The 19,098-nt window shown below is 56.3% G+C and carries 21 protein-coding genes and 4 pseudogenes; 14 read left to right on the top strand and 11 right to left on the bottom strand.

Annotation, left to right across the window (positions count from 1 at the left end; translation table 11 throughout):
* Positions 1-43: 43 nt before the first annotated feature.
* Complete coding sequence (locus NDI76_RS15830; protein WP_310925102.1) at positions 44-700, top strand: hypothetical protein; 657 nt, start codon at positions 44-46, stop codon at positions 698-700.
* Between the two features lie 50 nt (positions 701-750).
* Here the strand turns inward: NDI76_RS15830 and NDI76_RS15835 are convergent, their stop codons facing one another.
* The 4 genes and pseudogenes from NDI76_RS15835 to NDI76_RS15850 form a co-directional block, all read right to left on the bottom strand.
* Positions 751-1,197, bottom strand: a complete 447-nt coding sequence (locus NDI76_RS15835; RefSeq protein WP_310925103.1) for a DUF6141 family protein — start codon at positions 1,195-1,197, stop codon at positions 751-753.
* A gap of 142 nt (positions 1,198-1,339) precedes the next feature.
* Positions 1,340-1,824: pseudogene (locus NDI76_RS22625) on the bottom strand (DUF8154 family protein).
* Positions 1,817-2,506 carry a nucleotidyltransferase domain-containing protein gene (locus NDI76_RS15845; protein ID WP_310925105.1) on the bottom strand — a complete coding sequence of 230 codons (690 nt, stop codon included), beginning with the start codon at positions 2,504-2,506 and terminating at the stop codon, positions 1,817-1,819. Before NDI76_RS15845 ends, NDI76_RS22625 begins: the two are co-directional and overlap by 8 nt.
* On the bottom strand, positions 2,433-2,684 hold the full coding sequence (locus NDI76_RS15850) for an AbrB/MazE/SpoVT family DNA-binding domain-containing protein (RefSeq protein WP_310925106.1): 252 nt from the start codon (positions 2,682-2,684) through the stop codon (positions 2,433-2,435). Before NDI76_RS15850 ends, NDI76_RS15845 begins: the two co-directional genes overlap by 74 nt.
* A 168-nt stretch (positions 2,685-2,852) precedes the next feature.
* Between NDI76_RS15850 and NDI76_RS15855 the strand changes: the two genes are divergently transcribed.
* A complete protein-coding gene (locus NDI76_RS15855; protein ID WP_310925107.1) occupies positions 2,853-4,193 on the top strand; it encodes an RNA-guided endonuclease InsQ/TnpB family protein in 1,341 nt (446 codons plus the stop codon).
* 283 nt (positions 4,194-4,476) lie between these two features.
* On the opposite strand, the pseudogene NDI76_RS22630 reads toward NDI76_RS15855, so the two are convergent.
* The 4 genes and pseudogenes from NDI76_RS22630 to NDI76_RS15870 form a co-directional block, all read right to left on the bottom strand.
* A pseudogene (locus tag NDI76_RS22630) lies at positions 4,477-4,715 on the bottom strand (type II toxin-antitoxin system RelE family toxin).
* A gap of 261 nt (positions 4,716-4,976) precedes the next feature.
* Positions 4,977-5,606 carry a hypothetical protein gene (locus tag NDI76_RS15860; RefSeq protein WP_310925108.1) on the bottom strand — a complete coding sequence of 210 codons (630 nt, stop codon included), beginning with the start codon at positions 5,604-5,606 and terminating at the stop codon, positions 4,977-4,979.
* 91 nt (positions 5,607-5,697) lie between these two features.
* A complete protein-coding gene (locus NDI76_RS15865) occupies positions 5,698-6,132 on the bottom strand; it encodes a PIN domain-containing protein (RefSeq protein ID WP_310925109.1) in 435 nt (144 codons plus the stop codon).
* Entirely contained in the window at positions 6,133-6,384 is a 252-nt protein-coding gene (locus NDI76_RS15870) for an AbrB/MazE/SpoVT family DNA-binding domain-containing protein (RefSeq protein ID WP_310925110.1), read from the bottom strand. It lies immediately after the preceding gene.
* Between the two features lie 480 nt (positions 6,385-6,864).
* Between NDI76_RS15870 and NDI76_RS15875 the strand changes: the two genes are divergently transcribed.
* The 8 genes and pseudogenes from NDI76_RS15875 to NDI76_RS15905 all read left to right on the top strand — a co-directional run bounded on the left by NDI76_RS15875 (position 6,865) and on the right by NDI76_RS15905 (position 12,048).
* Entirely contained in the window at positions 6,865-7,146 is a 282-nt protein-coding gene (locus tag NDI76_RS15875) for a DUF7526 family protein (protein ID WP_310925111.1), read from the top strand.
* A gap of 281 nt (positions 7,147-7,427) precedes the next feature.
* Positions 7,428-8,801 carry an ATP-binding protein gene (locus tag NDI76_RS15880; protein WP_310925112.1) on the top strand — a complete coding sequence of 458 codons (1,374 nt, stop codon included), beginning with the start codon at positions 7,428-7,430 and terminating at the stop codon, positions 8,799-8,801.
* 160 nt (positions 8,802-8,961) lie between these two features.
* Positions 8,962-9,084: pseudogene (locus NDI76_RS15885) on the top strand (AbrB/MazE/SpoVT family DNA-binding domain-containing protein); the annotation flags it as partial.
* A pseudogene (locus NDI76_RS22635) lies at positions 9,084-9,265 on the top strand (PIN domain nuclease); the annotation flags it as partial. The pseudogenes NDI76_RS15885 and NDI76_RS22635, both read left to right, overlap by 1 nt.
* A gap of 183 nt (positions 9,266-9,448) precedes the next feature.
* Positions 9,449-10,801, top strand: coding sequence for an RNA-guided endonuclease InsQ/TnpB family protein (locus NDI76_RS15890; protein ID WP_310925113.1), 1,353 nt, complete (start codon positions 9,449-9,451; stop codon positions 10,799-10,801).
* A gap of 12 nt (positions 10,802-10,813) precedes the next feature.
* A complete protein-coding gene (locus tag NDI76_RS15895) occupies positions 10,814-11,122 on the top strand; it encodes an antitoxin VapB family protein (protein ID WP_310925114.1) in 309 nt (102 codons plus the stop codon).
* A complete protein-coding gene (locus NDI76_RS15900; protein WP_310925115.1) occupies positions 11,119-11,505 on the top strand; it encodes a PIN domain-containing protein in 387 nt (128 codons plus the stop codon). Before NDI76_RS15895 ends, NDI76_RS15900 begins: the two co-directional genes overlap by 4 nt.
* Positions 11,506-11,838: 333 nt before the next feature.
* Entirely contained in the window at positions 11,839-12,048 is a 210-nt protein-coding gene (locus NDI76_RS15905; protein ID WP_310925117.1) for a hypothetical protein, read from the top strand.
* A 157-nt stretch (positions 12,049-12,205) separates the two neighbouring features.
* Here NDI76_RS15905 and NDI76_RS15910 read toward each other — a convergent pair whose 3' ends face one another.
* Positions 12,206-12,844, bottom strand: coding sequence for a hypothetical protein (locus NDI76_RS15910; RefSeq protein WP_310925118.1), 639 nt, complete (start codon positions 12,842-12,844; stop codon positions 12,206-12,208).
* Between the two features lie 275 nt (positions 12,845-13,119).
* Here NDI76_RS15910 and NDI76_RS15915 point away from each other — a divergent pair, with 275 nt between their 5' ends.
* Complete coding sequence (locus NDI76_RS15915) at positions 13,120-13,404, top strand: MarR family transcriptional regulator (RefSeq protein ID WP_310925120.1); 285 nt, start codon at positions 13,120-13,122, stop codon at positions 13,402-13,404.
* On the opposite strand, the gene NDI76_RS15920 is transcribed toward NDI76_RS15915, so the two are convergent.
* Positions 13,401-13,634: an HTH domain-containing protein gene (locus NDI76_RS15920; protein WP_310925121.1), complete on the bottom strand. Its 234-nt coding sequence runs from the start codon at positions 13,632-13,634 to the stop codon at positions 13,401-13,403. The two genes, NDI76_RS15915 and NDI76_RS15920, sit on opposite strands and share 4 nt — an antisense overlap.
* Positions 13,635-13,826: 192 nt before the next feature.
* On the opposite strand from NDI76_RS15920, the gene NDI76_RS15925 reads away from it, so the two are divergent.
* Both NDI76_RS15925 and NDI76_RS15930 read left to right on the top strand, forming a co-directional pair.
* Complete coding sequence (locus NDI76_RS15925) at positions 13,827-14,132, top strand: hypothetical protein (protein ID WP_310925122.1); 306 nt, start codon at positions 13,827-13,829, stop codon at positions 14,130-14,132.
* Between the two features lie 421 nt (positions 14,133-14,553).
* A complete protein-coding gene (locus NDI76_RS15930) occupies positions 14,554-15,741 on the top strand; it encodes a Cdc6/Cdc18 family protein (RefSeq protein ID WP_310925123.1) in 1,188 nt (395 codons plus the stop codon).
* A 144-nt stretch (positions 15,742-15,885) separates the two neighbouring features.
* On the opposite strand, the gene NDI76_RS15935 is transcribed toward NDI76_RS15930, so the two are convergent.
* A complete protein-coding gene (locus NDI76_RS15935; RefSeq protein ID WP_310925124.1) occupies positions 15,886-17,019 on the bottom strand; it encodes a glycosyltransferase family 4 protein in 1,134 nt (377 codons plus the stop codon).
* A 235-nt stretch (positions 17,020-17,254) separates the two neighbouring features.
* Between NDI76_RS15935 and NDI76_RS15940 the strand changes: the two genes are divergently transcribed.
* Positions 17,255-19,090 carry an ABC transporter ATP-binding protein gene (locus NDI76_RS15940; RefSeq protein WP_310925125.1) on the top strand — a complete coding sequence of 612 codons (1,836 nt, stop codon included), beginning with the start codon at positions 17,255-17,257 and terminating at the stop codon, positions 19,088-19,090.
* Positions 19,091-19,098: the final 8 nt, after the last annotated feature.

Raw genomic sequence — 19,098 nt, forward strand, 5'->3', positions numbered from 1 at the left:
TTCCCTCCCGCCCTAAAGGGCGGGATTCCCTGCTTGAACTAAGATGGAACGAACCCGTGCGGAGCGCGGCGGCGGCGACCGCTGGCGTTCGCTCGCCGGCGTTGTAGCGATAGTCGGAAGTCTCGTCTGGATGGCGACGCCGTGGGTCCAGACGGCCGTGCTCGGCGACCGACCGTACGTGGCGAGCGTCTTCGACGTCACTTCGTTCGGAGGCTGGGCACTGATGCTCGTCGGGCTGGTCGGATACCACAGCGCGTTCCGAGACGAGCACGGACGGGTGGGCCGAATCGGAGTCGGGCTAACCGGGATCGGGATGGTGCTCGTCGCGCTCCTCGAACTCCGGTCGGTGGCCGCGTTCGTCGGTGCTGGGTTCCGGGCCGTGCCAGCTACCGGCGACGACCCGGCAGGGCTGGTGGTGACTCTCGGGTTCGTTCTGGGGCTCGGCTGTACCGTCGTCGGGGCTGGCGTGATCGGTGTCGCGTTGCGACGGGCTGGGAACGCCACCATGACGGGAGCGCTGCTCTTACTTTCGGCCCCGGCGGTGCCGCTCGTCCTCGTCGTGCTTCGTTTCCTGACGGTGTTGCCGCTCCCGGTCGGCCGCCTCGTCGTCAACACGAACGCGGCGCTGCTTCCGCTCGGGATCGGCTGGCTCGCACTGGGCCGGCTCGTGTGGATGCACTCGCGGCGTGCCGGCGGGTGAGTCCGCCAGAGTCGTGAGTGGCGCTGACAACGCAGACGGGCAGCGTTCGGTTACCGAGTCGCGTCTTCGATGGCTCCGAGGAACTCATCTGGACGTTGGGACCCGACGAGTACTGCACGTCCGTTCGTCCGTTCGATCCACACTCCCTGCTTGCCACTGACGTTGTACGCCAGCTTTCCGGGCGCCCAGCGAATTCCCCACCCTCCGAACTCCCGAAGTGGACTGTACTCCGTGGATTCGTATCGCTCGATGTCCGCCCACGCGATTCGACGGAACGACCGGTGCAGCGGCCACATTTTGACGTAGATGCCGTCGGCTCTCACTTCCGTTTGGAGCCGCAGACTGTAGAGCAGGACAGCGACGGCGCCGAGGACGACGAGCCCACCCCACGCGAGGGGGCCCAGCACGAGCATGAATAGCGCGACACCGCCGAGAAGCGCCCAGGCCCACGGCTGGCGGAACTGCTGTACTTCCTGAAATAGAGGGTCGTTCTCCATCTGTCCATCGCACAGTGTTGTTGCTCGGTAATGGATTCTCCGGGTGCCGCGATTCAGACTGTCGTGGACGCCGGCATGTCGCCGACGCCGATACACCGACTGTCGGTGAGTTGCTGAGTCTCTCAGCGAGGATTTCAACGGATCATTCACAGATGCACTCGTGCTTCTTCGCGGATTGGTTCACGACGAACTCGTGGGCCTCCGACGCGAGTTCGTACAGCTTCGCTGCGCGTTCTCCGGAGGCAAGTCCATCTTGGTAGTACGTCTTGGCTCGGTGGTTTCTCCACAGATCCTGCAGGTTCTCCGCGACGTGTTCCGAGAGGATACCACGTCTTGCGGCCTCGGTGTACACACCCGGATGCGTTCCGGGAAGGTCTCGGGGTTCGACACCCCTTCGAGCAGTTTGAACTCGATGACGCGCTCTACGGCGACGAACGACGCCTTGATGACCAACGTGTGGAACCCTTGCTCCAGCAGTGTCGCTGCACCAGCGAGTAGGTGACACGATTTTCGGAGTTGCAGTACGTCTGCTTCGTTCGTCTCTAACCCGTCTTCTATCTCGTCGGGTCGTCGGTCGAAGGTGGCCTGTGCTTCGTTTACTAGTGTCTCGATTCGGTTGCTACTCACTGTTCAACACCTCCGTCCGGACTCGCTGGAACTCGTCGCCCCCATATACGGTGATTCCGTCTCTAAATATGTCGCGTAGTTTTTCCCCCGCACGGTGAGCACTCTCGTCGGACTCTACGAACGGTTCGAACGTGTATCGATCGCCGTCGAATCGTTCTTCGCCTAGTTCGTTCGCTACGTCGGTGATGGTACGGCGCGCGACGGTTCGGTCACCGTCGACGAGGACAAACACGTCGATGTCGCTCTTTCTGTCGGCCTCACCACGAGCGACGCTTCCGAATACGAGGACGCCGAGCAGCTGGTCGACATCATCGGCGTCCTCGATTGCGTCTTCTACCCTCTCGATGAAAGATCGCATCGGAGCGTGATACTCGGTTTGTTCGATGCCGAGTATCGGGTCGTCTTTCTGCAACTGCGCGGGGTCGATAGCGACGTACTTCCGTTGTGTGGTCTCGCGTACCTGTAGCACGCCGAGGTCTTCGAGGAATTCGACTGCCCGCCAGACCGTCGACCGGCTGTGGCCGGTGACGTCGGTGAGCTCTTTCAGCGTGAACTCGGACTTGTGGGCGTCGATGAGGTGTCGCAACACGGTGTCGGCTGCACGGAGTCTAAATACTCTCGTATCGTCGCCAGGAGCTATTTTGAAGCAAACATTTATATCTCGTTTCGTCTCGTGGGACACTATCCGATTCCATGCAACAAGATATAATAAGTGTTCTCTCAATCAGCGTGAGAACAGGGACCACAGACTGAACGACGACATTGACGCTCAGTGCACCGTCCTCGGCGACTTCCCACCGCACCGTGTCTCCGGGTTCGACGGCGAGACGCCGGCGGATAGCGGCCGGAATCGTGACCATGGTCGTGTCTTATTGGTGGTGGACATTACAGAGATTCGAGGAGAAAACCCACGACTTTAGTCGTGGGATGAATCCGACAACACACGACACGAACCACGAGCGATAGCCAGTCCGAGTCTCCCACGTTAATCCATACCATTACAAACGAACATTTCGTAATATGGGGTGATGAAGCGAGCCAACCAGTTCGATGTTCTCCCTCGCTCTGTGAAAGAGCGTGAGGTATTCGTTCGTTGGTTGGATGCTTCTGCGAGTCTCTGGAATGAGACAAACTACGCTCGCCGTCAAGCATTCCTCGAAGACGATGAAAGCGTCTGGGATGCCGACACCGGCAGTCTCGAAGGCAAATACAAAGGCGTCCTCAGCAGCAGTGTCGCCCAGCAAATCATCCGTAAGAACTCGGAGGCGTGGCGGTCGTTCTTCGACCTCAACGAGAAGTACCACGCCGAAAAACTCGATAAGCGACCGTCGCCACCGGGGTACTGGGGCAACGAGGAAGATGGACGAGTTCTCCGAACCTACGTTCGCAACGACCAGTACACCATCGAATACGGGAAACGGTCTCGGCTCGAAGTTCCGATTGGTTCCGAACTCAAAGATGAACTTGGATTGAATCGGAACCAGCGTCTTCGCATTGAGATTGCTGGCGACCCGAAATGGAGCGGCGAGCAGAACCGACTTGAAATCGTGTACGACGAAACCGCTGAATCGTTCAGGGCTTTCCAACCAGTCACCATCAACGATTCTCGACTGGACTCACCACTGGCTTCAGAAGAAGCCGCTCTGGATGTTGGCGCGAACACCCTCGTCGCCTGCACTGTTTCAACCGGTCATCAACTTCTGTACGAAGGACGTAACCTGTTCGAGCAGTTCCGTGAAACCACGGAACAAATCGCGCACTACCAGTCACGTCTCGAAGACCAGCGCAAGTCCAGCAAGCGCATCGACCGCTTGTACCGCAAACGCACGAACCAGCGCAACCACGCCCAAGACAGTCTTGTGCGAGACCTCGTTGAATGCTTGCACGACGAAGGCGTTTCAACGCTGTACGTTGGCGACATCACCGGCGTCCTCGACACGCACTGGTCGCCGCGTGTGAATGAGAAGACACACAACTTCTGGGCGTTTCGACGGTTTATCAACCGCCTCGAAGACGTGTGCGAAGAATACGGTATCACGGTCGAGGAAGAATCCGAGGCGTGGACGAGTCAGGAGTGCCCTGAATGTGGCGAGCGAGAGAACACGATTCGCCACGAGGATTCGTTGACGTGCCCGTGCGGGTTTGAAGGACACGCTGACTTGGTGGCGTCCGAATCGTTCCTGAGACAGCAGAACAGCGCGGTCAGGGCGATGGCACGCCCTGTGTACCTCAAGTGGAACAAACACGAATGGCGGGAACATCATAGCCCGCCCTCCATCGCGGTGGAGACAACGGCCAACGAGGAATGCACAAACCAGAGTACCACAGCGAGTGGGAATGTCGCTCTCGGGGAAGCTCAGAACGACTGAGACTCCCACGAGAGGAATCCCACGACTTCAGTCGTGGGCGGATGTCAAATACTGCGCGGCATGTGGTGTGGACTGTGACTACTTATCGGGGGACTCGGTACCGGTGGTTGAGCAACTAGTTTGATTCGGACTCGTATGCAGCCGAAACGCGTGTCTCTTGTCTCTCTTGCTCTCTACGATGAGGCTCTACGAAACGGCATACGGACAGCACCGTGTCCGCAGTTTACGGCCGCGTTGGTGGGGTCTTTGTCACACCTGCCCTACTCCGTCATATGTGCGAGTCTCAGTCGTCAGCGGTGTCTGCGCCACTTCGGTATTCGATTCGATGAACTTCGAGTACTGACTCGTCGTCGGCGACGATGCAAAGGAGACGACACTACCGGTGCGGAGTTTCGAGAACGGGCCGCCCATTAGCGATTCAACGGAGTCGTCGGGCTCTCGCCACTCTGAGTCGACAGTTTCGTCGAACTCCGAGACGATACGGTCCTGGACGTGCGTGTCGAGTCCGTGCGGGTTCGTCACGGATTTGCTGTCCGTCGATGCCTCCGAGGGGTCACCGAACTCCGAGTCCGCTCCAACGACAAAACCTCCGCTTCGATTGCCAGCGCCGCAGCGTACGAATCGCCGAGTGCGATCCCACCTGCTCCGTTGGTCCGGGCAACTGTACTCCACGTCAGCGTTTCTATCGTCACTCCAAAACCTCGAAGGATGCACAAATCCTGCTCACTGTGACACAGACGCCGACTCGCGGCCGAGGATCCGTTCGAGGTGTTGACAGCCGAATCAGTCGCTGCGACTGGTCGACGTCCGTGTCGGAAGCCGACGAGACGGGCCGAAACTAATCGGATCGACTCCCGCGACGAGTGCTTCGAGCCGGTCGGCGGTTTCTTTCGCCGTCTCGTATTTGCGTCTGAGCGTTATCTTGAGGAAATCTACGTCCTTCTCATCGCAGTTCCACTGATCTGCAATTCGGGATTCGCTCATCCCCATCTCACTCAGTACGACAAATGCCGCTTCACGCTCGGAGAGATGCAACCGCTTTGAGAGCATCGTGTAGTCCGGCCACACCGATTCGACGCTCCCGAGGTCTTCTCTTCGAACTCGGCCCGTATCCGTCCAGAAACACGAAAGCTGAGCCTCGGAATACTCCCCGTTTTCTCCGCGAGCAATCGAAACGGTGTGACTTGGCCTCTCATTCGTGGTCGGCCCGCTTCCGTAGTCGAGATACTGGACGTGGATTTCAGTAGGGCCATCGGGGGAACCGTTCTCTACGATGTCGATGACCGAACCCGAACTCCTCCGTCCGTCTTCGAGTCGGACCAGAACGTCGTCTCCTTTGCTCACCAACCGCAGAATCTCAAGTTGGTCCTGTGCTGTCTGACTATCGAGTGAAATTTCCTCTTCAGAACTCATACTGATATATCTATATGTATGTCTATCTGATAAAAATGTTCTGTATACTTGACTTGATTCGTATTGAACGGACTACGTAGTCGCTCCTGTCTTACTTCGGCTGGTAGGGATCCGTCGCCGTATCGAGACGGTAGACCTCCGTAGCAGCGTCGAAGTCGTCGTCGAATGCGTAGAGGTAGCCGAGGCCTTCAGTCTGCATGTACGCGACGATACAGGCGTCGACAAATGAAAACCGCTCGTACTGCCGGAAGAGCGCCTTCCCAGTAGCGAAGGCGTCACCAGTCAACGAATCGATGTGAAAGTGAGTGTTCTCCTCGACACGATCCAGAAAGTCGATAGCGGCTTCATGACCAGCGTGTGTCGTCAGTCCGTTCAATGTCTCGGCGAGAACGTAGTCAAGAACGACCGCTTCTGGAAGTTCGGCAGCATCAATGCCTTGGAGGATGGGAAGTGCGTCTTCGTGTGCGCCGTCGCGGCGATATGCTGCGGCGAAGAGAACAGATGTATCGACGAGTGCTCGCGGCATTCAGTTGGCGTCGACGCCCCACGCGTCGTGATCGGTCGTCACGTCGGTTTCTTGACTGCCGTCGTAGCCGGTAAAGTCGCCGAACGTCCCGCTTCGCTGCGGAACGACTTCGACGCGGAGTGTGCCGTCGCTCTCGATGTGCCAGCGGAGCGTATCACCATCGTCGATATCCAGCTCTCGACGAATTCGAGCAGGGATATTCGCTTGATTCCCAGAGACCTTACTTTCGGAGTCAACGCGGTCACTGCTCATATTCCAAACTGATGAGACCGCCCCGGATAAACGTAGTGTGCACGCACACTAGCGTCTCGTGGTCGAACTAAGTCCCAAGGTACTCGCCTCGTTTTCTTTGCAGAGCTGATTCCGGACAGAGAGTACAGTTTCTGGGTTCTTGTCATCGAATGGTCGTTGACTACTCGCATCTCGCTCTAGACTGAGTGCACCCACTGCTTCGAGTCGGTCGAGACGGATTCGTTGCAGACTTGTTCGGACGTGAGTGAGAATGTACCTCGAAATGTCAGTCATCGGTTCCTCTGTGCGGTGAGTTCGCTATCGCAGCAATGTCTCCCAATGTCTCTTACTTGATTTCCTCCACGAGTGTGAGGAAGTACAATCGGCGGTCGAAGCACCAGTTTGTTCTTGCGGTAGCGAGGAAACCCCGCCGTTCATGGCGGAAAGGAATTGCGTTCGTACAGACCACCCCTTCTTCCTGTTCGCACTCCTTGTCATAGTGTGACCGAGGCAATCCAGGGCGAGGTCCTGCACGTCGTCCCGCCAACCGAGTTGGACGAGCACGATCTGACGCCCAGTCTGCAGCAGTTGGCCGAGTCGCGCTACGTCGTCGTGCTCCGCAAAGGCGGTCATCCCTCGCTGCTGCAACTTCTCTGGGCGTTCATCCGTCGCCAGCCTCTTGAGGCCGTGACTATCGTCACTGAAGACCCCTACGAAGAGGGCGACGAGGTGACGTTGCGTGTCGAGGAAACAGAGTTGGTTGGTGTTTACAGAACCGTCTGACCACCGGTGTGTGTTTCAGCGCGTATCGCCCTATCACTGGGGCCTTCCCCCTGCCAACGACGGCGTGTGCGTCGGCCCGCGAGGGAGCACGATTCGACTCGTCCGACGGCTACGGAGAGCAGAAATTTCCACGGGCCCGAACATGTAGCGCGTTCTCGAGGACGGGAGCCCGTATCTGATTCACTATCCATCCATCTTCAGTACAGATAAGAAATCACGGTTTCAGAAATCACGATTTCCGAAATCGGAAGTTCCAACTGCCGGTGGCCGGTACCAATACTATGACGAAATTCGTGAATCGGGAGACTGAGCTTGATCAACTCACGGACTGCTATGAGTCCGACACGGCAGACTTCGTCGTGATCTACGGTCGACGTCGTCTCGGCAAAAGTGAACTCGTGCGCCAATCCATCGCTCATCGGGACGATGCGGTGTACTACCAGGCGGTCGAATCGACTGCGCCGAACCAACTTGAGCACTTTGTCGACACTGCCTCCGCACAGTTCCCCTCATTGCGGAACGTTCGGCGTGACTGGGAGGTATTCCTCGAAACACTCGGCGAAGAAGATGCGGTCGTCGTTATCGACGAGTTTCCCTTTCTCATCGAAGAGGACGGATCGCTTCCGTCCCGGATTCAACGCGTCTGGGACCTGAAACTCCAAGAGACCGGCATGACGCTCGTGCTCGTTGGCTCCTCGATCAGCGTCATGGAGGACAACGTACTCTCCGGAAGCGCACCACTGTACGGTCGACGGACGGCGACGATCGACCTCGGGCCGCTCACTGTAACCGACGCACACCAGTTTTTTCCAGACTATGACCCCGCGACCGCCATCTCCGCATGGTCCATCTACGGCGGTACTCCATACTATCTCCAGACGATCGACTCCGATCAACAGTTAGGACCGAACGTCCAGCAGACGATCCTCTCGGAGCGCGGTCTCCTGTATTCCGAACCTGAGTTCCTGCTCCGCACCGAACTCAGACAGCCGAATACGTACTTCAGCATCCTCCGCGCACTCGCCCACGGACGGCGGACGCCGAACGAAATCGCGGGCATGGCTGGCGTCGAGTCAGGATCGCTGAGCACGTACCTGCAGAAGCTTCGCCGACTCCGTCTCGTCGAGCGCCACATTCCCGTGACGGAATCACCGACGGCCTCGAAGCGCGGCCGGTATCGAATCGCCGCGCCGTTGTTCCGGTTCTGGTTCCGGTTCGTCTACGGCAATCAAGACCAGCTTCGCATACTCGGCGGGGACGCGTACGACGAACTCGTCGAACCGGAACTGGCGGATTACGTGAGTCCGCTGTTCGAACGACTCTGCCAGCGAGCACTCCCACATCTCATCGACCGGCAATTCCGTAACGTCGGGCAGTGGTGGTTCAAAGAACAAGAGATGGACGTTCTCGGCCTCACCGATGACGGCCTCGTCGCCGGTGAATGTAAATTCACGTCTCACCCCGTCAGCGAAGGCGTCCTCGCCGATCTCGAGCGAACGACGACGGACGTCCGTTGGTCAGCGGCGCCGGCGGACGGAGAGACGCTGTACGTCTTGTTCAGCCGCTCTGGGTATACTGACGATCTCGAACGCGTCGCCGAGACGCGCAGTGACGTCCGACTGTTCGATCTATCGGATCTGGTTACGGCCGATTGACGTACGGGTGGTACTATCTTGACGCGGTCGAGAATTCTCTCTTCAGGGCGGAGGGTGTCAACTATCCGCGATCTTTCAAGAGGAAACGTAGCGGAGCGATATCTTCCTGTCCATATAGACGGATAATGACGGAGACGGACGTTATGCGGGCAGATTTTTGATTCTTCCCGTACGACGGTTTACCAGGTCGGAATCAACGGACGAGCGCGGACGGATCTACCTTCCGAAAGATGTCCGCTCGCGGTTCGGCGAGCGCTATCGAATCGTCGAACTGCCGAGTCACCAACAGAACACGAGGATGCGGTTCTTGCGGCAGCGGCATTTCTCGAAGAATACCGCTTGACCCCTTCGACGCACTCCACGCTGGCGTGATTGCCACGACTGATGACGGCGTGCTCTCCAGCGAACAGGACTACGATCTGGTCGGTCTTGACCGAACTCCGTTAGAGCCCACTGAAGAATAGGATCGCGTGGTGCTGTCGAAATGTATCAGTTGGATATATCACATGATTACGAGGAGGAAGCCCACGGCTTTAGCCGTGGGAAGAATCCGATAACCCCCTCCACCAGCCACGAGCGATAGCAGTCCGACTCCCCCACCCTAATCCGAATTATTATAAAGAAATACTTCGATGTGTGAAGTAACGATGGAGGTGATTCGCACCGTCAAAGTCAAACTCGACGTACCCACAGAGCGGTGCGACGACCTCCATCAGACCAAGAATCAGTTTCTCCACTGTGCGAACACCACCGCAGAGTGGGCGTGGAGATACCCGAACGACTACTGTGTGACCTCGAAACAGAAAGCCGAGAAAGCCCTCTACGAGCGACTTCGCAACGAGACGGAGTTGACTGCAAATCTCGTCCAGAAGGGGATTCGGCGTGCTATCGAGGCCACCAAAAGTGGTGTCGCCCGACTCAAGAAAGGCGACAACACCAGCCAACCACATTTCGATGCGTGGAGCGTCGTCTACGACAAGCGTTCCGCAACGTTCCACCGCGACCACGTTTCCCTCTCAACGGTAAACGGTCGCGTCGAGTGTGACTACGTGCTTCCCGACAACTCAGAGGGAACACCGATTGGTGAGTATCTACTGAACGAGGACTACGAGTTTCGTATGTCTACGTTGCAGTACGACCGACCCGCAGAGTCGTTCTACCTCCACGCACGGATGCGCCGAACCACGGACGAGCAAGAGCAGTCCACAACTGATTCTTCCGACGTTCATCAGACGGAGTCTGATGCAGCCCATCAGAACGCGAATCGTTCTGAGGACGCCAAGCACAGAACAGTCCTTGGCGTTGACCTGAACGTGGACGGCTCGCTCGCCGTGACTTCCACTGGCGCGTTCATCGGGAACGCAGACGAGATGAACCATCGACGCCGAGAGTTCGAGAAGACTCGTGGGTCGATGCAACAGGCAGGAACGCGGTCGGCACACCTGTCGATTCAGTCGATGAACGACCGCGAACACCGCTGGATGCAGGACGAACTCCACCGTGCCTCGAACCAGATTCTCGAAGACGCCCGCGTCCATGACTGTACGCACATCGCCTTCGAGAATCTGACCGACATTCGTAAGCAGATGGCCGGTGCAAAGCGATTCCATGCGTGGGCGTTCCGACGCCTCTACCAGTACGTCGAATACGAAGCCGAGATGTTCGGCGTCGAGGTTGAGCAGGTGAGTCCTGCGTACACGTCTCAGCGGTGTTCATCGTGCGGGTTTACACACGAGAACAACAGACGGTCGAAACACCAGTTCGTGTGTCAGAAGTGCGAGTACGAACTGAACGCAGACTACAACGCGAGCAAGAACATCGCTCGTAAACTGCTCAAGAAACTCCACTCGGGGCAGATGTCTCCGAGTGGAGGCGCACCCCGTCAGTGTGCGCTAACGTCAGGGACGCTGAACCTGAACGGCGATTTCCACGCCTACTCCGTTACGGAGTCAGAAGGGGAGTCCACTGACAAGCCCACGACTTCAGTCGTGGGTTACTGACAACCTCGTGAGTTGAGCCTGTTTGAGCCACTCTCGATCTTTCCGAGATGGATAAGACTGATACTTGGAGTATACGTCCGTATACACATGGGGACGAAATCGGTTCGACTTGACGACGACGTCTACGAGCGGGTGAAAGCACACAAGCGAGAGGACGAAACGATTTCAGAGGCTATCGACCGGCTCATCGGCACGCCGTCGCTTCACGAACTCGGTGGGATTCTTGACGACGATCGGGTCGACGAGATGCGGAAGACAATCGAAGACGCCGACGAGGAGGACGCAGCGGAGGTTGAAGAGCTTGCGGAGCGGTTCAAATGATTCTCGATACAGCGTTCATTCTGGACCTAATTGATAACCTTCCCGAAGCACACGAAAAACTGGACGAGTTGGAGAGCGACGGGGCCGTTTTGAAACTCCCGACGATGGTCCTACTGGAGTTGTATATCGGAATCGAGGCCCACACTGGTCCGAAGGAGGAGAAAAAGATTCGTCGGATTCTGAGTGGAGTCCCCCGCGTCGACATGAATTCTCGAATCGCCGAGAGAACCGGCCGCATGATCGGAGCACTGGACCCGTCGACGTACAAGCGTAAGAAGGGGGACGCAGTCATCGCGGCGACGGCCGCCGTTAAGGGCGAACCCGTTGTTACTCGAAACGTGGACGACTTCGAACGGTACGGCGTTGAAGTCGAAAAATACTGAACTGCTTAGAATACATCCGCTTTCGGAGGCTTGTGTTGTCTGACTTTCCGGTGGCTCGCCTCATATAGGCCAACGCACTCGTTGTTGCCGTTTTCTTCGGGCCACAACTGTTCCGACGGGGCTACAAATTCTTCTCCTCGGAGAAGCTCGAACGCCTGACAATACCCCTCCGACAAGACGGGTTCTGGAACTGGAGCTCAAAAGATGGGCACGTTGAGTTCGATAGGGCTACTGTTGAGCCGCTACTGGGCACTGGTGAGCACCCTGACTTCGACGTTCGCGTTGAGTACGAGGCGGGCGATTACGTGCGGTTCGTCGCCCGGACGTATGGCCATGCGCGAAACTGGCTCGACCGCACGAGACTCGGTGGTCGGCTCGCGTCTCACGGGGACGTCCACGCGAATCTTCACGACGAGCCTCGAAACACGGGAGATTTTGACAACCGTGACCATCTTTTTCGTGGACGACCACTGGACGTACGTCGACGAAGCGGCAACTGAGGTGGCCCCATTCGACCGGCGGGCGAAATCACACTCGTTGTGATACGGTTGCGAAGCGAACGCAGCCGAAACTCGTGTCTCTTGGGTCTATTTCTCACCGTCCGAAGGAGTGCTTCCCGAGTGCTGCTGCTAGACGAAGGACGGACAGCACCGTGTCCGCTGTTGTTCATTGCGTTCAGAGGCGCTCTATCACACCCGCTCTATGTCCACCTCATCACAACATCCGTGATGCCACGCGCAGAATCAGCTGGCTCGATTCCAGCGAGAGCCGAGACCGCACCCTCGGTGAAGATGACGCGTTTCGTCCCCCGGCGTTTGATCACCCGGACCTCATCCTTGCCGAGTCGGTCGAGAAACTCCATCACTCTCGTAACGGTTTGGGTGTGCGGCGTGCGACCCTCCTTTGCGTTGAGGATACGGCGGATGCGAGCCGAGTCGACGGCGAAGCCTGCGGGGACTTTGGTGGCGTACTCTTGGATGTCCTGGGCGATGAAGCGCGCGCGCTCTTGGTTGGCCGTGAGTTTCTTCGTGAATTTGGCGGGGAGTCCGACGAGCTGTTGAAGCGGTGAGCGGGTTTCTGTAGTTTGGTCGGTGGTGTCGGTGTCTTTGTTTTCGCTCTCGAGTGCGTGCAGTCGCTGCTGGAGATGCTTTCTGTGGTCGGCTGCCGCGTCGCGTTCGTTGGTCTGGGTGTCGAGCTTCTCGCGGTACTCGGTGAGTTCTTCTCGTTGGGATTCGACTGTCTCTCTGAGTTCCTCGTTTTCTTCTTCGAGGGTTGTGACGCGCGCTTCGAGTTCGTTTAGGCGTTCTTGGAGTGCCTTGAGAGAGGGCTGCTCGGTCATGCAGTGGCCTCCGTGGTGCGGGGTGGCTGTGCGACGAGACCTTTTTGCGTGTATGGGGTGTTCTGTGACATGCGGTTGGACGAGACCGGTTTGGATCCGTGTTCCAGCACGGGTCCTTCTCAGAGGACCAGATGACCCAGTGAATAGTCTCAACACCACATCTGGCTTATAGCCACTTAGATGTAGTGCATCATACAATGCACTCTGAGATATTCTACAATATAATCTTTGAGCAAATCACTCCCGTTTATTGGGTCAAAGCAGACGCCAAACGTATGAGACGGCCGCACGTTGACTGGATGACTCGTGCGGACGATGCGATTCTGGAGTTTTTGCAGAATGAAGGCAACCGACGGTTAGTCGCAACTCCAGGTGTGATTGAAGCGAACATCGGGTACACCCTCTCAACTGTGAATCAGCGGCTCAAGAAGCTCAAAACGGCCGGTCTAGTGGAGTACCATGACGAAGAGCGAGGGTTGTACGAGATTTCGGAGCACGGGAAAGCCTACCTGTCCGGCACAATCGATGCGACCGAACTCGACGTTGAGGAGTTCTCTTAGGTTTTCGTCCACCACACGACGGCTCTTGCTCCGACTTTCTTTTGCTCAACTTCCCCCTTTTCTGCAAGCTGGGCTAACTTCCGTCCGACCGTATCACGAGAAACCTCTAGTTCGTCAGCTATCTCCTTCGCTGTCATCACTGGGTCGCTTGACTCGTCCAGTATCTTTAGCACCGCTTCTGAAGTCGTGAGTTCAGTGAACTTTCCCTCATTGTCGCGGTCTCGGCTCATATTTGCACCAGGCAATCAGTGTACGTAGCCCTTGCGACACCTGTCGTATGACTTTTGAAATTCACTCGAAAACAGTAGCTTTATGTCCATAAGACACGTGTCTTATGGTAAGGTAGATCGGACCCTCAGGGCATTAGCGTGCCCGCGTGTTGCAGCACGCGGGTCAGGTCTCCTTACAGGACCAGAAGACCAATGGCAACTACGAAAGCAGACGCACAAGAACCTACTGTCTCGATTGCTGGCTACCTTGCCGACGCGATGGCTCGTTCGTTCACGCTCGGAATGGACGCAGACGGCTATAGTCACCACTACTACCGACCCGCCGACGCGGTCGTCGTCTACGACGGTCGCGAGCTCGACCACTACCAGCCGCTTGCTGGTCGCTCGTTAGATGAATGGCGCGAGTTCGTCGAGCTGAAGCGCGGGTGGGTTTCAATGGGACCGCTTGCTGCGCTCGGCCTGAGGATGAACGCAGAGCACATAGAGTCGATTCGATGAGTGTGCGGGCGGAACTCCGGATGCATCTCGCACAGGCGCTTACACGGACGACAGATGCGGACGTGCAGGCGCATCTGCAGGCGGCCATCGAAGTGGTGGACGAGTTGCCCCAGGTGAGCTTGGTTACGTGTTCTCTCTGTGGGGTGGTTGGACTTCCAGAGCGGATTCGAGTACACGAGTGTCGGAGAGAGTAGCCAGACAGAGAGTACATTTCCGCTGTTCTCGCTCGTCAGCAACACCCTCCAAGAGAATAGAGGGTTGAGATGGGTGTATTTTGATATCGGATATACAAGTTATCGCGCCTAGGTCCATCTCTACAGCGCACTAACAGCGGAAAGCCACTCTCTCGTATGCATTAAATGAGCGTAACAGAAGAAACAAAGGAAGTACAATTAGGTAAGATGGTACTCAATTGGTACCAATGGTTGAAGAGAATCCGTATGAGACGATGGTGGCATCGGTATTTGATGACCGAGACGTACTCACCGAGTCACACCAACCAGAGATAGTCCCACGACGAGCTGAGGAAATCAGACAGTACGCTCATTTCCTCCGTCCTGCCACGAACGGGAACACGCCGGACAATATCATGGTCTACGGTGATACCGGCTTGGGAAAAACTGTCGTCACGAAACATATTATGGAGCTGACGGTCGATGAAGCGGAGAACAACGGAAACGTACTCTCTGTAATCATTGAGGACTGCAACAACGACAGTGCGTTCTCCTACACGCGGGAAATCGTGAATCGCCTCCGTGATGATGACGAGAAGGACTTCCCCAAACGCGGGCTGTCTACCGCCGATGCGATGGATGCACTCTACGAGGAGCTAAACAAGCTCGAAGGTACAGTCATTCTGGTTGCAGACGAGATCGACCACATGGATGGTGTCGACAGCTTCCTCTATGAGATGTCTCGTGCGGAATCGACGGGTGACCTCGACGAAGTGAAACTCGGTATCGTCGGAATCTCAAACGACTACAGCTTTCGCCGTACGCTCTCTGCAAAAACGAGTGGGTCATTCGCAGAACACGAGTTGAATTTCGGACCGTACGACGCTGAAGATCTGCGTCATATCCTCGAAGAACGCGCCGTGGATGCATTTAGAGATGGAACACTCGATGAAGCGGTTATCCCAAAGTGTGCAGCACTGGCAGCGAGAGACAAAGGCGATGCACGCCAGGCGCTCGATCTGTTGAAGATGAGCGGCATCGTCGCGAATGAACACAACCGAGAACAGGTGGCTGTCGAGCACGTGGACGAAGCCAAGCGACGTGTCGAACGCGGCAAAGTCGCAGAGCGGGTTGATGATCTCACCGATCACCAGCGGAACATCATCGTCGCCATCGCAAATGCAGAGGTACAAGAGCGTTCACCGGTACGAACAAAGGAAATTTACTCTCTGTATTCTGCGGTCTGTGAACGACGTGGTGACGAGCCTCTGTCGACTATCCGAAGCGTCCGCGAGCATCTCAAGAAACTTGAGATGCGCGGCTTTCTCACGCAGATCGAGCACAACAACGGACGCGGTGGTGGGAAGTACCACACGTACGAGTTATCGATGAAGCCACAGCTCGTCTTCGATGTAGTCCGGACAGGTGATGAGTAATACTGTTTTTACTGGGTATTGGGCGTTCTATAGCGCGGTTTGGCTGCCCCGCTTCTCAGTAAGAACAGCGGAAATGTACTCTCTCGCTCGCAGTCGCGTTTCGAATTAGTCACCATTCTTACGACAACCAGAGGGTCTCTGTTCTCACCACCGACCGTCGATTGCACGCTGATACACCGTTTCTGCCTGCTCGGCGACAGCATCCCAGTCGTATTTCCCGGCACGTTCGAGTGGGTCCTGTGGCGGTCGATCGCCGTCTAGCGCGGCGTCTAGTTGGTCTGCGATTGCGTCCACTGTCGGCTCGACGAGATAGCCCGCATCACCGATTACCTCGCTCGCTGCGGACTCGGGATGCTGTGCAGCGATTACAGTACAGTCGGCCGCCATCGCCTCGGCGAACGTGATTCCGAATCCCTCGCGCGTCGACGGTGAGGCGAACACTCGAGCGGCGCGCATGTGTCCGAGGACGTCCTCGTAGTCGTCGAGGAACCCGAGGAACTCGATCTGATCGGCGAGGGTGGCAGCCTGCTTCTGAAGACGGTCCATCTCCGGTCCGTCACCGATGATACCGAGCGTAGCATCGTGACGTTCGGCGATAGTGTCGAAGGCCTCTAAGAGAAGAGCGACGTTCTTGTCTTCGATGAGGCGGCCAGCAAACAAGACATCGTAGCTCTTCTCCGGAAGTGGTGCATTTCGGATTTTTTCGACATCAATGCCGTTTGGCACGACCTCGATACGGTCTCTACTCGGGCCGATTTCAGCGAGTCGGTCAGCCGTGATTCCCGAAACAGCAATCGGATACTGTGGAACGCGGGCCGTGAGCTGTTCTATCGTCTTTCCGAACGGGGCGAGAGGACCAAGGTACCCCTCCCAGTAGTCGCGCCACACTTCGTGCCACGTCGTCACGACTGGTGTGTTCGTTCCGAGTGCGGCAAGCTTTGAGGAGAGGACGGGGAAGAAGGGGAAGACGGAGGTGACAACGAGATCGTGTTCGTTGGCTCGAAGTCGTTCCGAGAGTGGCCTTAGGGATCGTGCCGAGAAGTCAAGCGCCTCAGTAATTGAACGCCTGTCATCAGTATAAAGGTCAGCGCTGGGGGCGACTGCTTGTAGGCGTAGGTTCCCGTACTTGGCTTGCTTAGGGCCGTCCCAATAGTGTCGACCGTAAATTGTCACGTCGTGTCCGTTGTCTGCGAGGCGCGTTCCGATTTCGTGGATACGCTTTTGTGCGCCTCCAGTGACGAAGGGATGGACAACATTCGAAATGAACCCGATTCGCATTACCTCGTTCGTGAATGAGCAACAGCAACATTGTTTCGGTAGACCTGTTTCTTGATCCCGTTCACCTTAGAAGTAAACAAGCCATAGAAATTTCAGTACATCTGCCTTTTGACCTGCATAGGGAAAATATCTTGAGGAAATTCGACTAGATGTATTCAATTTGATGGTTTGAACCCTCTACATAGCCGGCAAATCGATAGTCTAGCGTCGATCCGATTCAACCGATTCATCGACCATGGTTACAGACAGTATTTTGTCTGTTGCCAAAACCTCGTACATTACCGTCGATATGAACCCAGAACTCCGAGAGAAAATCACAGCGTTCTATGAGGCAGCGCTGTTTCGTCCTAAACTCGGCCTCGCTATCGTTGCACTGAGTTTTGGTACTGCACTGCTGGAGGGTGTTGGACTCGGATTTCTTCTTCCGATTCTTGAGCTTGCGCAATCTACCGCTCCCACTAGTGACGCTAATGGTGTCTTAGGTGTCTTCGTACAGCTATACGATTTCGTCGGGATTCCGTTCACCTTAGAATACCTTGTTCTCGGCGTTGCGGGCGTTATGGCTGTCCGGTTCACACTCAGTTTCCTCACCGCGTGGCTTCGTTCTGTCCTCAGTTTGAGCTACCAGCGTGAGCTCCGACAGAAACTGTTCAATTCGTTCGTCTACGGTCCAATCGAGTATATTGATGAAGCCGGGTCAGACGAGCTTCTCAACAGTCTTATTACTGAAACGAATCGGTCCGCGGGAATCGTCATGGCTGTGTTCAACCTCACTGAAGTCGTTCTCCGTGGGTTGATCTATCTCGTCATCGCCGCCGTTCTCTCGCCAGCGTTGACACTCGCAGCAGTTATCGGCCTCGGAGTGACCACGCTTTCCGTACGGTATGTGCTTGAACCCGCATATGCCGTTGGCGACGAAGCCGCGGACGTGAACAGCCGCATTCAGTCTGTCTCGCAGTCTACGCTACAGGGAATGCGCGATGTTCGTCTGTTCAACATGCGAACCGAAGTGGTCGACCGGATGACTGACTTACTTGACGGATACGTCTCCGCTGGTGTCAGACTCCAACGGAATCAGGCGGCACTCAACAGTCTCAATCAACTGCTGAACGCATTCGTCGTCTTCGGCCTCGTCTACGTTGGATTCAGTTTCACCGGTCTCTCAGTGGCTGAACTGGGTGTTTTTCTCTTCGCCGTCTTTAGACTGTCTCCGGTCGTAAATCAAGTCAACAATACGCTCTACCACTTGGACGGACAGCTACCTCACTTCCTCCGGGTCCGCTCACGAATTCAGGAACTCTCCGAACGGACGCCTGAATCAGACGGCGCATCTCAAGCTATTGAATCGGTCGACTCTCTTACATTCGACACTGTGTCGTTCTCGTACGAGGAGGGTGAGCGGGCGATCGATGATGTTTCGTTTTCTGTTGAGCGGGGACAATCTATTGCGCTTGTTGGACCCTCTGGCGCAGGAAAATCGACCATCGTCTCGCTCCTCGGTCAACTTCACTTGCCGGATAGTGGTCGTATTCTTGCCGACAGCACTCCAATCAGTGAACTTGCTCCCGAGCAGTGGCGCGAACGCCTTGCAGTCGTACGCCAGGATCCCTTCCTTTTCAGCGATACACTCTGGGAGAACGTGACTGTCGGAAACCGTGATGCCACCCAAGACGAGGTTGAACGTGCCTGTGCTATCGCTCGAGTAACTGAGTTTCTGCCGGACCTTCCGAATGGCTACCAAACGAACCTCGGCGAAGATGGCGTACGACTCTCGGGTGGGCAGCAACAACGCGTTGCGATCGCTCGTGCACTCCTAAAGGATGCGGATGTATTGGTTTTAGACGAAGCGACCAGCGAACTCGATTCGAATATTGAACGGGATGTATACGACGGCATCGCCTCGGTCGAAGCAGACTACGCGACAATTAGTATCGCTCACCGACTCTCGACTATTAACGACGCTGACCGCATCTATACGCTCGTTGACGGCTCTGTCGCCGAGGTTGGGACACACGAACAGCTGTTAGCAAACGATTCGACCTATGCCGAACTGTACGCGATACAATCCTAAATCAGTCA

It is taken from the genome of Halogeometricum sp. S1BR25-6, assembly GCF_031624495.1.
In the GTDB taxonomy this organism is placed as follows: Archaea; Halobacteriota; Halobacteria; order Halobacteriales; family Haloferacaceae; genus Halogeometricum; species Halogeometricum salsisoli.

What these genes read in the sequence shown, in the direction of transcription:
- NDI76_RS15925 (WP_310925122.1), top strand. Translation starts at nt 13,827, where the DNA reads ATGGCAACTACGAAAGCAGACGCACAAGAACCTACTGTCTCGATTGCT.
- NDI76_RS15890 (WP_310925113.1), top strand. Translation starts at nt 9,449, where the DNA reads ATGGAGGTGATTCGCACCGTCAAAGTCAAACTCGACGTACCCACAGAG.
- NDI76_RS15850 (WP_310925106.1), bottom strand. Translation starts at nt 2,684, where the DNA reads ATGGTCACGATTCCGGCCGCTATCCGCCGGCGTCTCGCCGTCGAACCC.
- NDI76_RS15920 (WP_310925121.1), bottom strand. Translation starts at nt 13,634, where the DNA reads ATGAGCCGAGACCGCGACAATGAGGGAAAGTTCACTGAACTCACGACT.
- NDI76_RS15860 (WP_310925108.1), bottom strand. Translation starts at nt 5,606, where the DNA reads ATGAGTTCTGAAGAGGAAATTTCACTCGATAGTCAGACAGCACAGGAC.
- NDI76_RS15830 (WP_310925102.1), top strand. Translation starts at nt 44, where the DNA reads ATGGAACGAACCCGTGCGGAGCGCGGCGGCGGCGACCGCTGGCGTTCG.
- NDI76_RS15905 (WP_310925117.1), top strand. Translation starts at nt 11,839, where the DNA reads ATGCGCGAAACTGGCTCGACCGCACGAGACTCGGTGGTCGGCTCGCGT.
- NDI76_RS15930 (WP_310925123.1), top strand. Translation starts at nt 14,554, where the DNA reads ATGGTTGAAGAGAATCCGTATGAGACGATGGTGGCATCGGTATTTGAT.
- NDI76_RS15870 (WP_310925110.1), bottom strand. Translation starts at nt 6,384, where the DNA reads ATGAGCAGTGACCGCGTTGACTCCGAAAGTAAGGTCTCTGGGAATCAA.
- NDI76_RS15935 (WP_310925124.1), bottom strand. Translation starts at nt 17,019, where the DNA reads ATGCGAATCGGGTTCATTTCGAATGTTGTCCATCCCTTCGTCACTGGA.
- NDI76_RS15835 (WP_310925103.1), bottom strand. Translation starts at nt 1,197, where the DNA reads ATGGAGAACGACCCTCTATTTCAGGAAGTACAGCAGTTCCGCCAGCCG.
- NDI76_RS15900 (WP_310925115.1), top strand. Translation starts at nt 11,119, where the DNA reads ATGATTCTCGATACAGCGTTCATTCTGGACCTAATTGATAACCTTCCC.
- NDI76_RS15910 (WP_310925118.1), bottom strand. Translation starts at nt 12,844, where the DNA reads ATGACCGAGCAGCCCTCTCTCAAGGCACTCCAAGAACGCCTAAACGAA.
- NDI76_RS15940 (WP_310925125.1), top strand. Translation starts at nt 17,255, where the DNA reads ATGGTTACAGACAGTATTTTGTCTGTTGCCAAAACCTCGTACATTACC.
- NDI76_RS15915 (WP_310925120.1), top strand. Translation starts at nt 13,120, where the DNA reads ATGAGACGGCCGCACGTTGACTGGATGACTCGTGCGGACGATGCGATT.
- NDI76_RS15855 (WP_310925107.1), top strand. Translation starts at nt 2,853, where the DNA reads ATGAAGCGAGCCAACCAGTTCGATGTTCTCCCTCGCTCTGTGAAAGAG.
- NDI76_RS15880 (WP_310925112.1), top strand. Translation starts at nt 7,428, where the DNA reads ATGACGAAATTCGTGAATCGGGAGACTGAGCTTGATCAACTCACGGAC.
- NDI76_RS15865 (WP_310925109.1), bottom strand. Translation starts at nt 6,132, where the DNA reads ATGCCGCGAGCACTCGTCGATACATCTGTTCTCTTCGCCGCAGCATAT.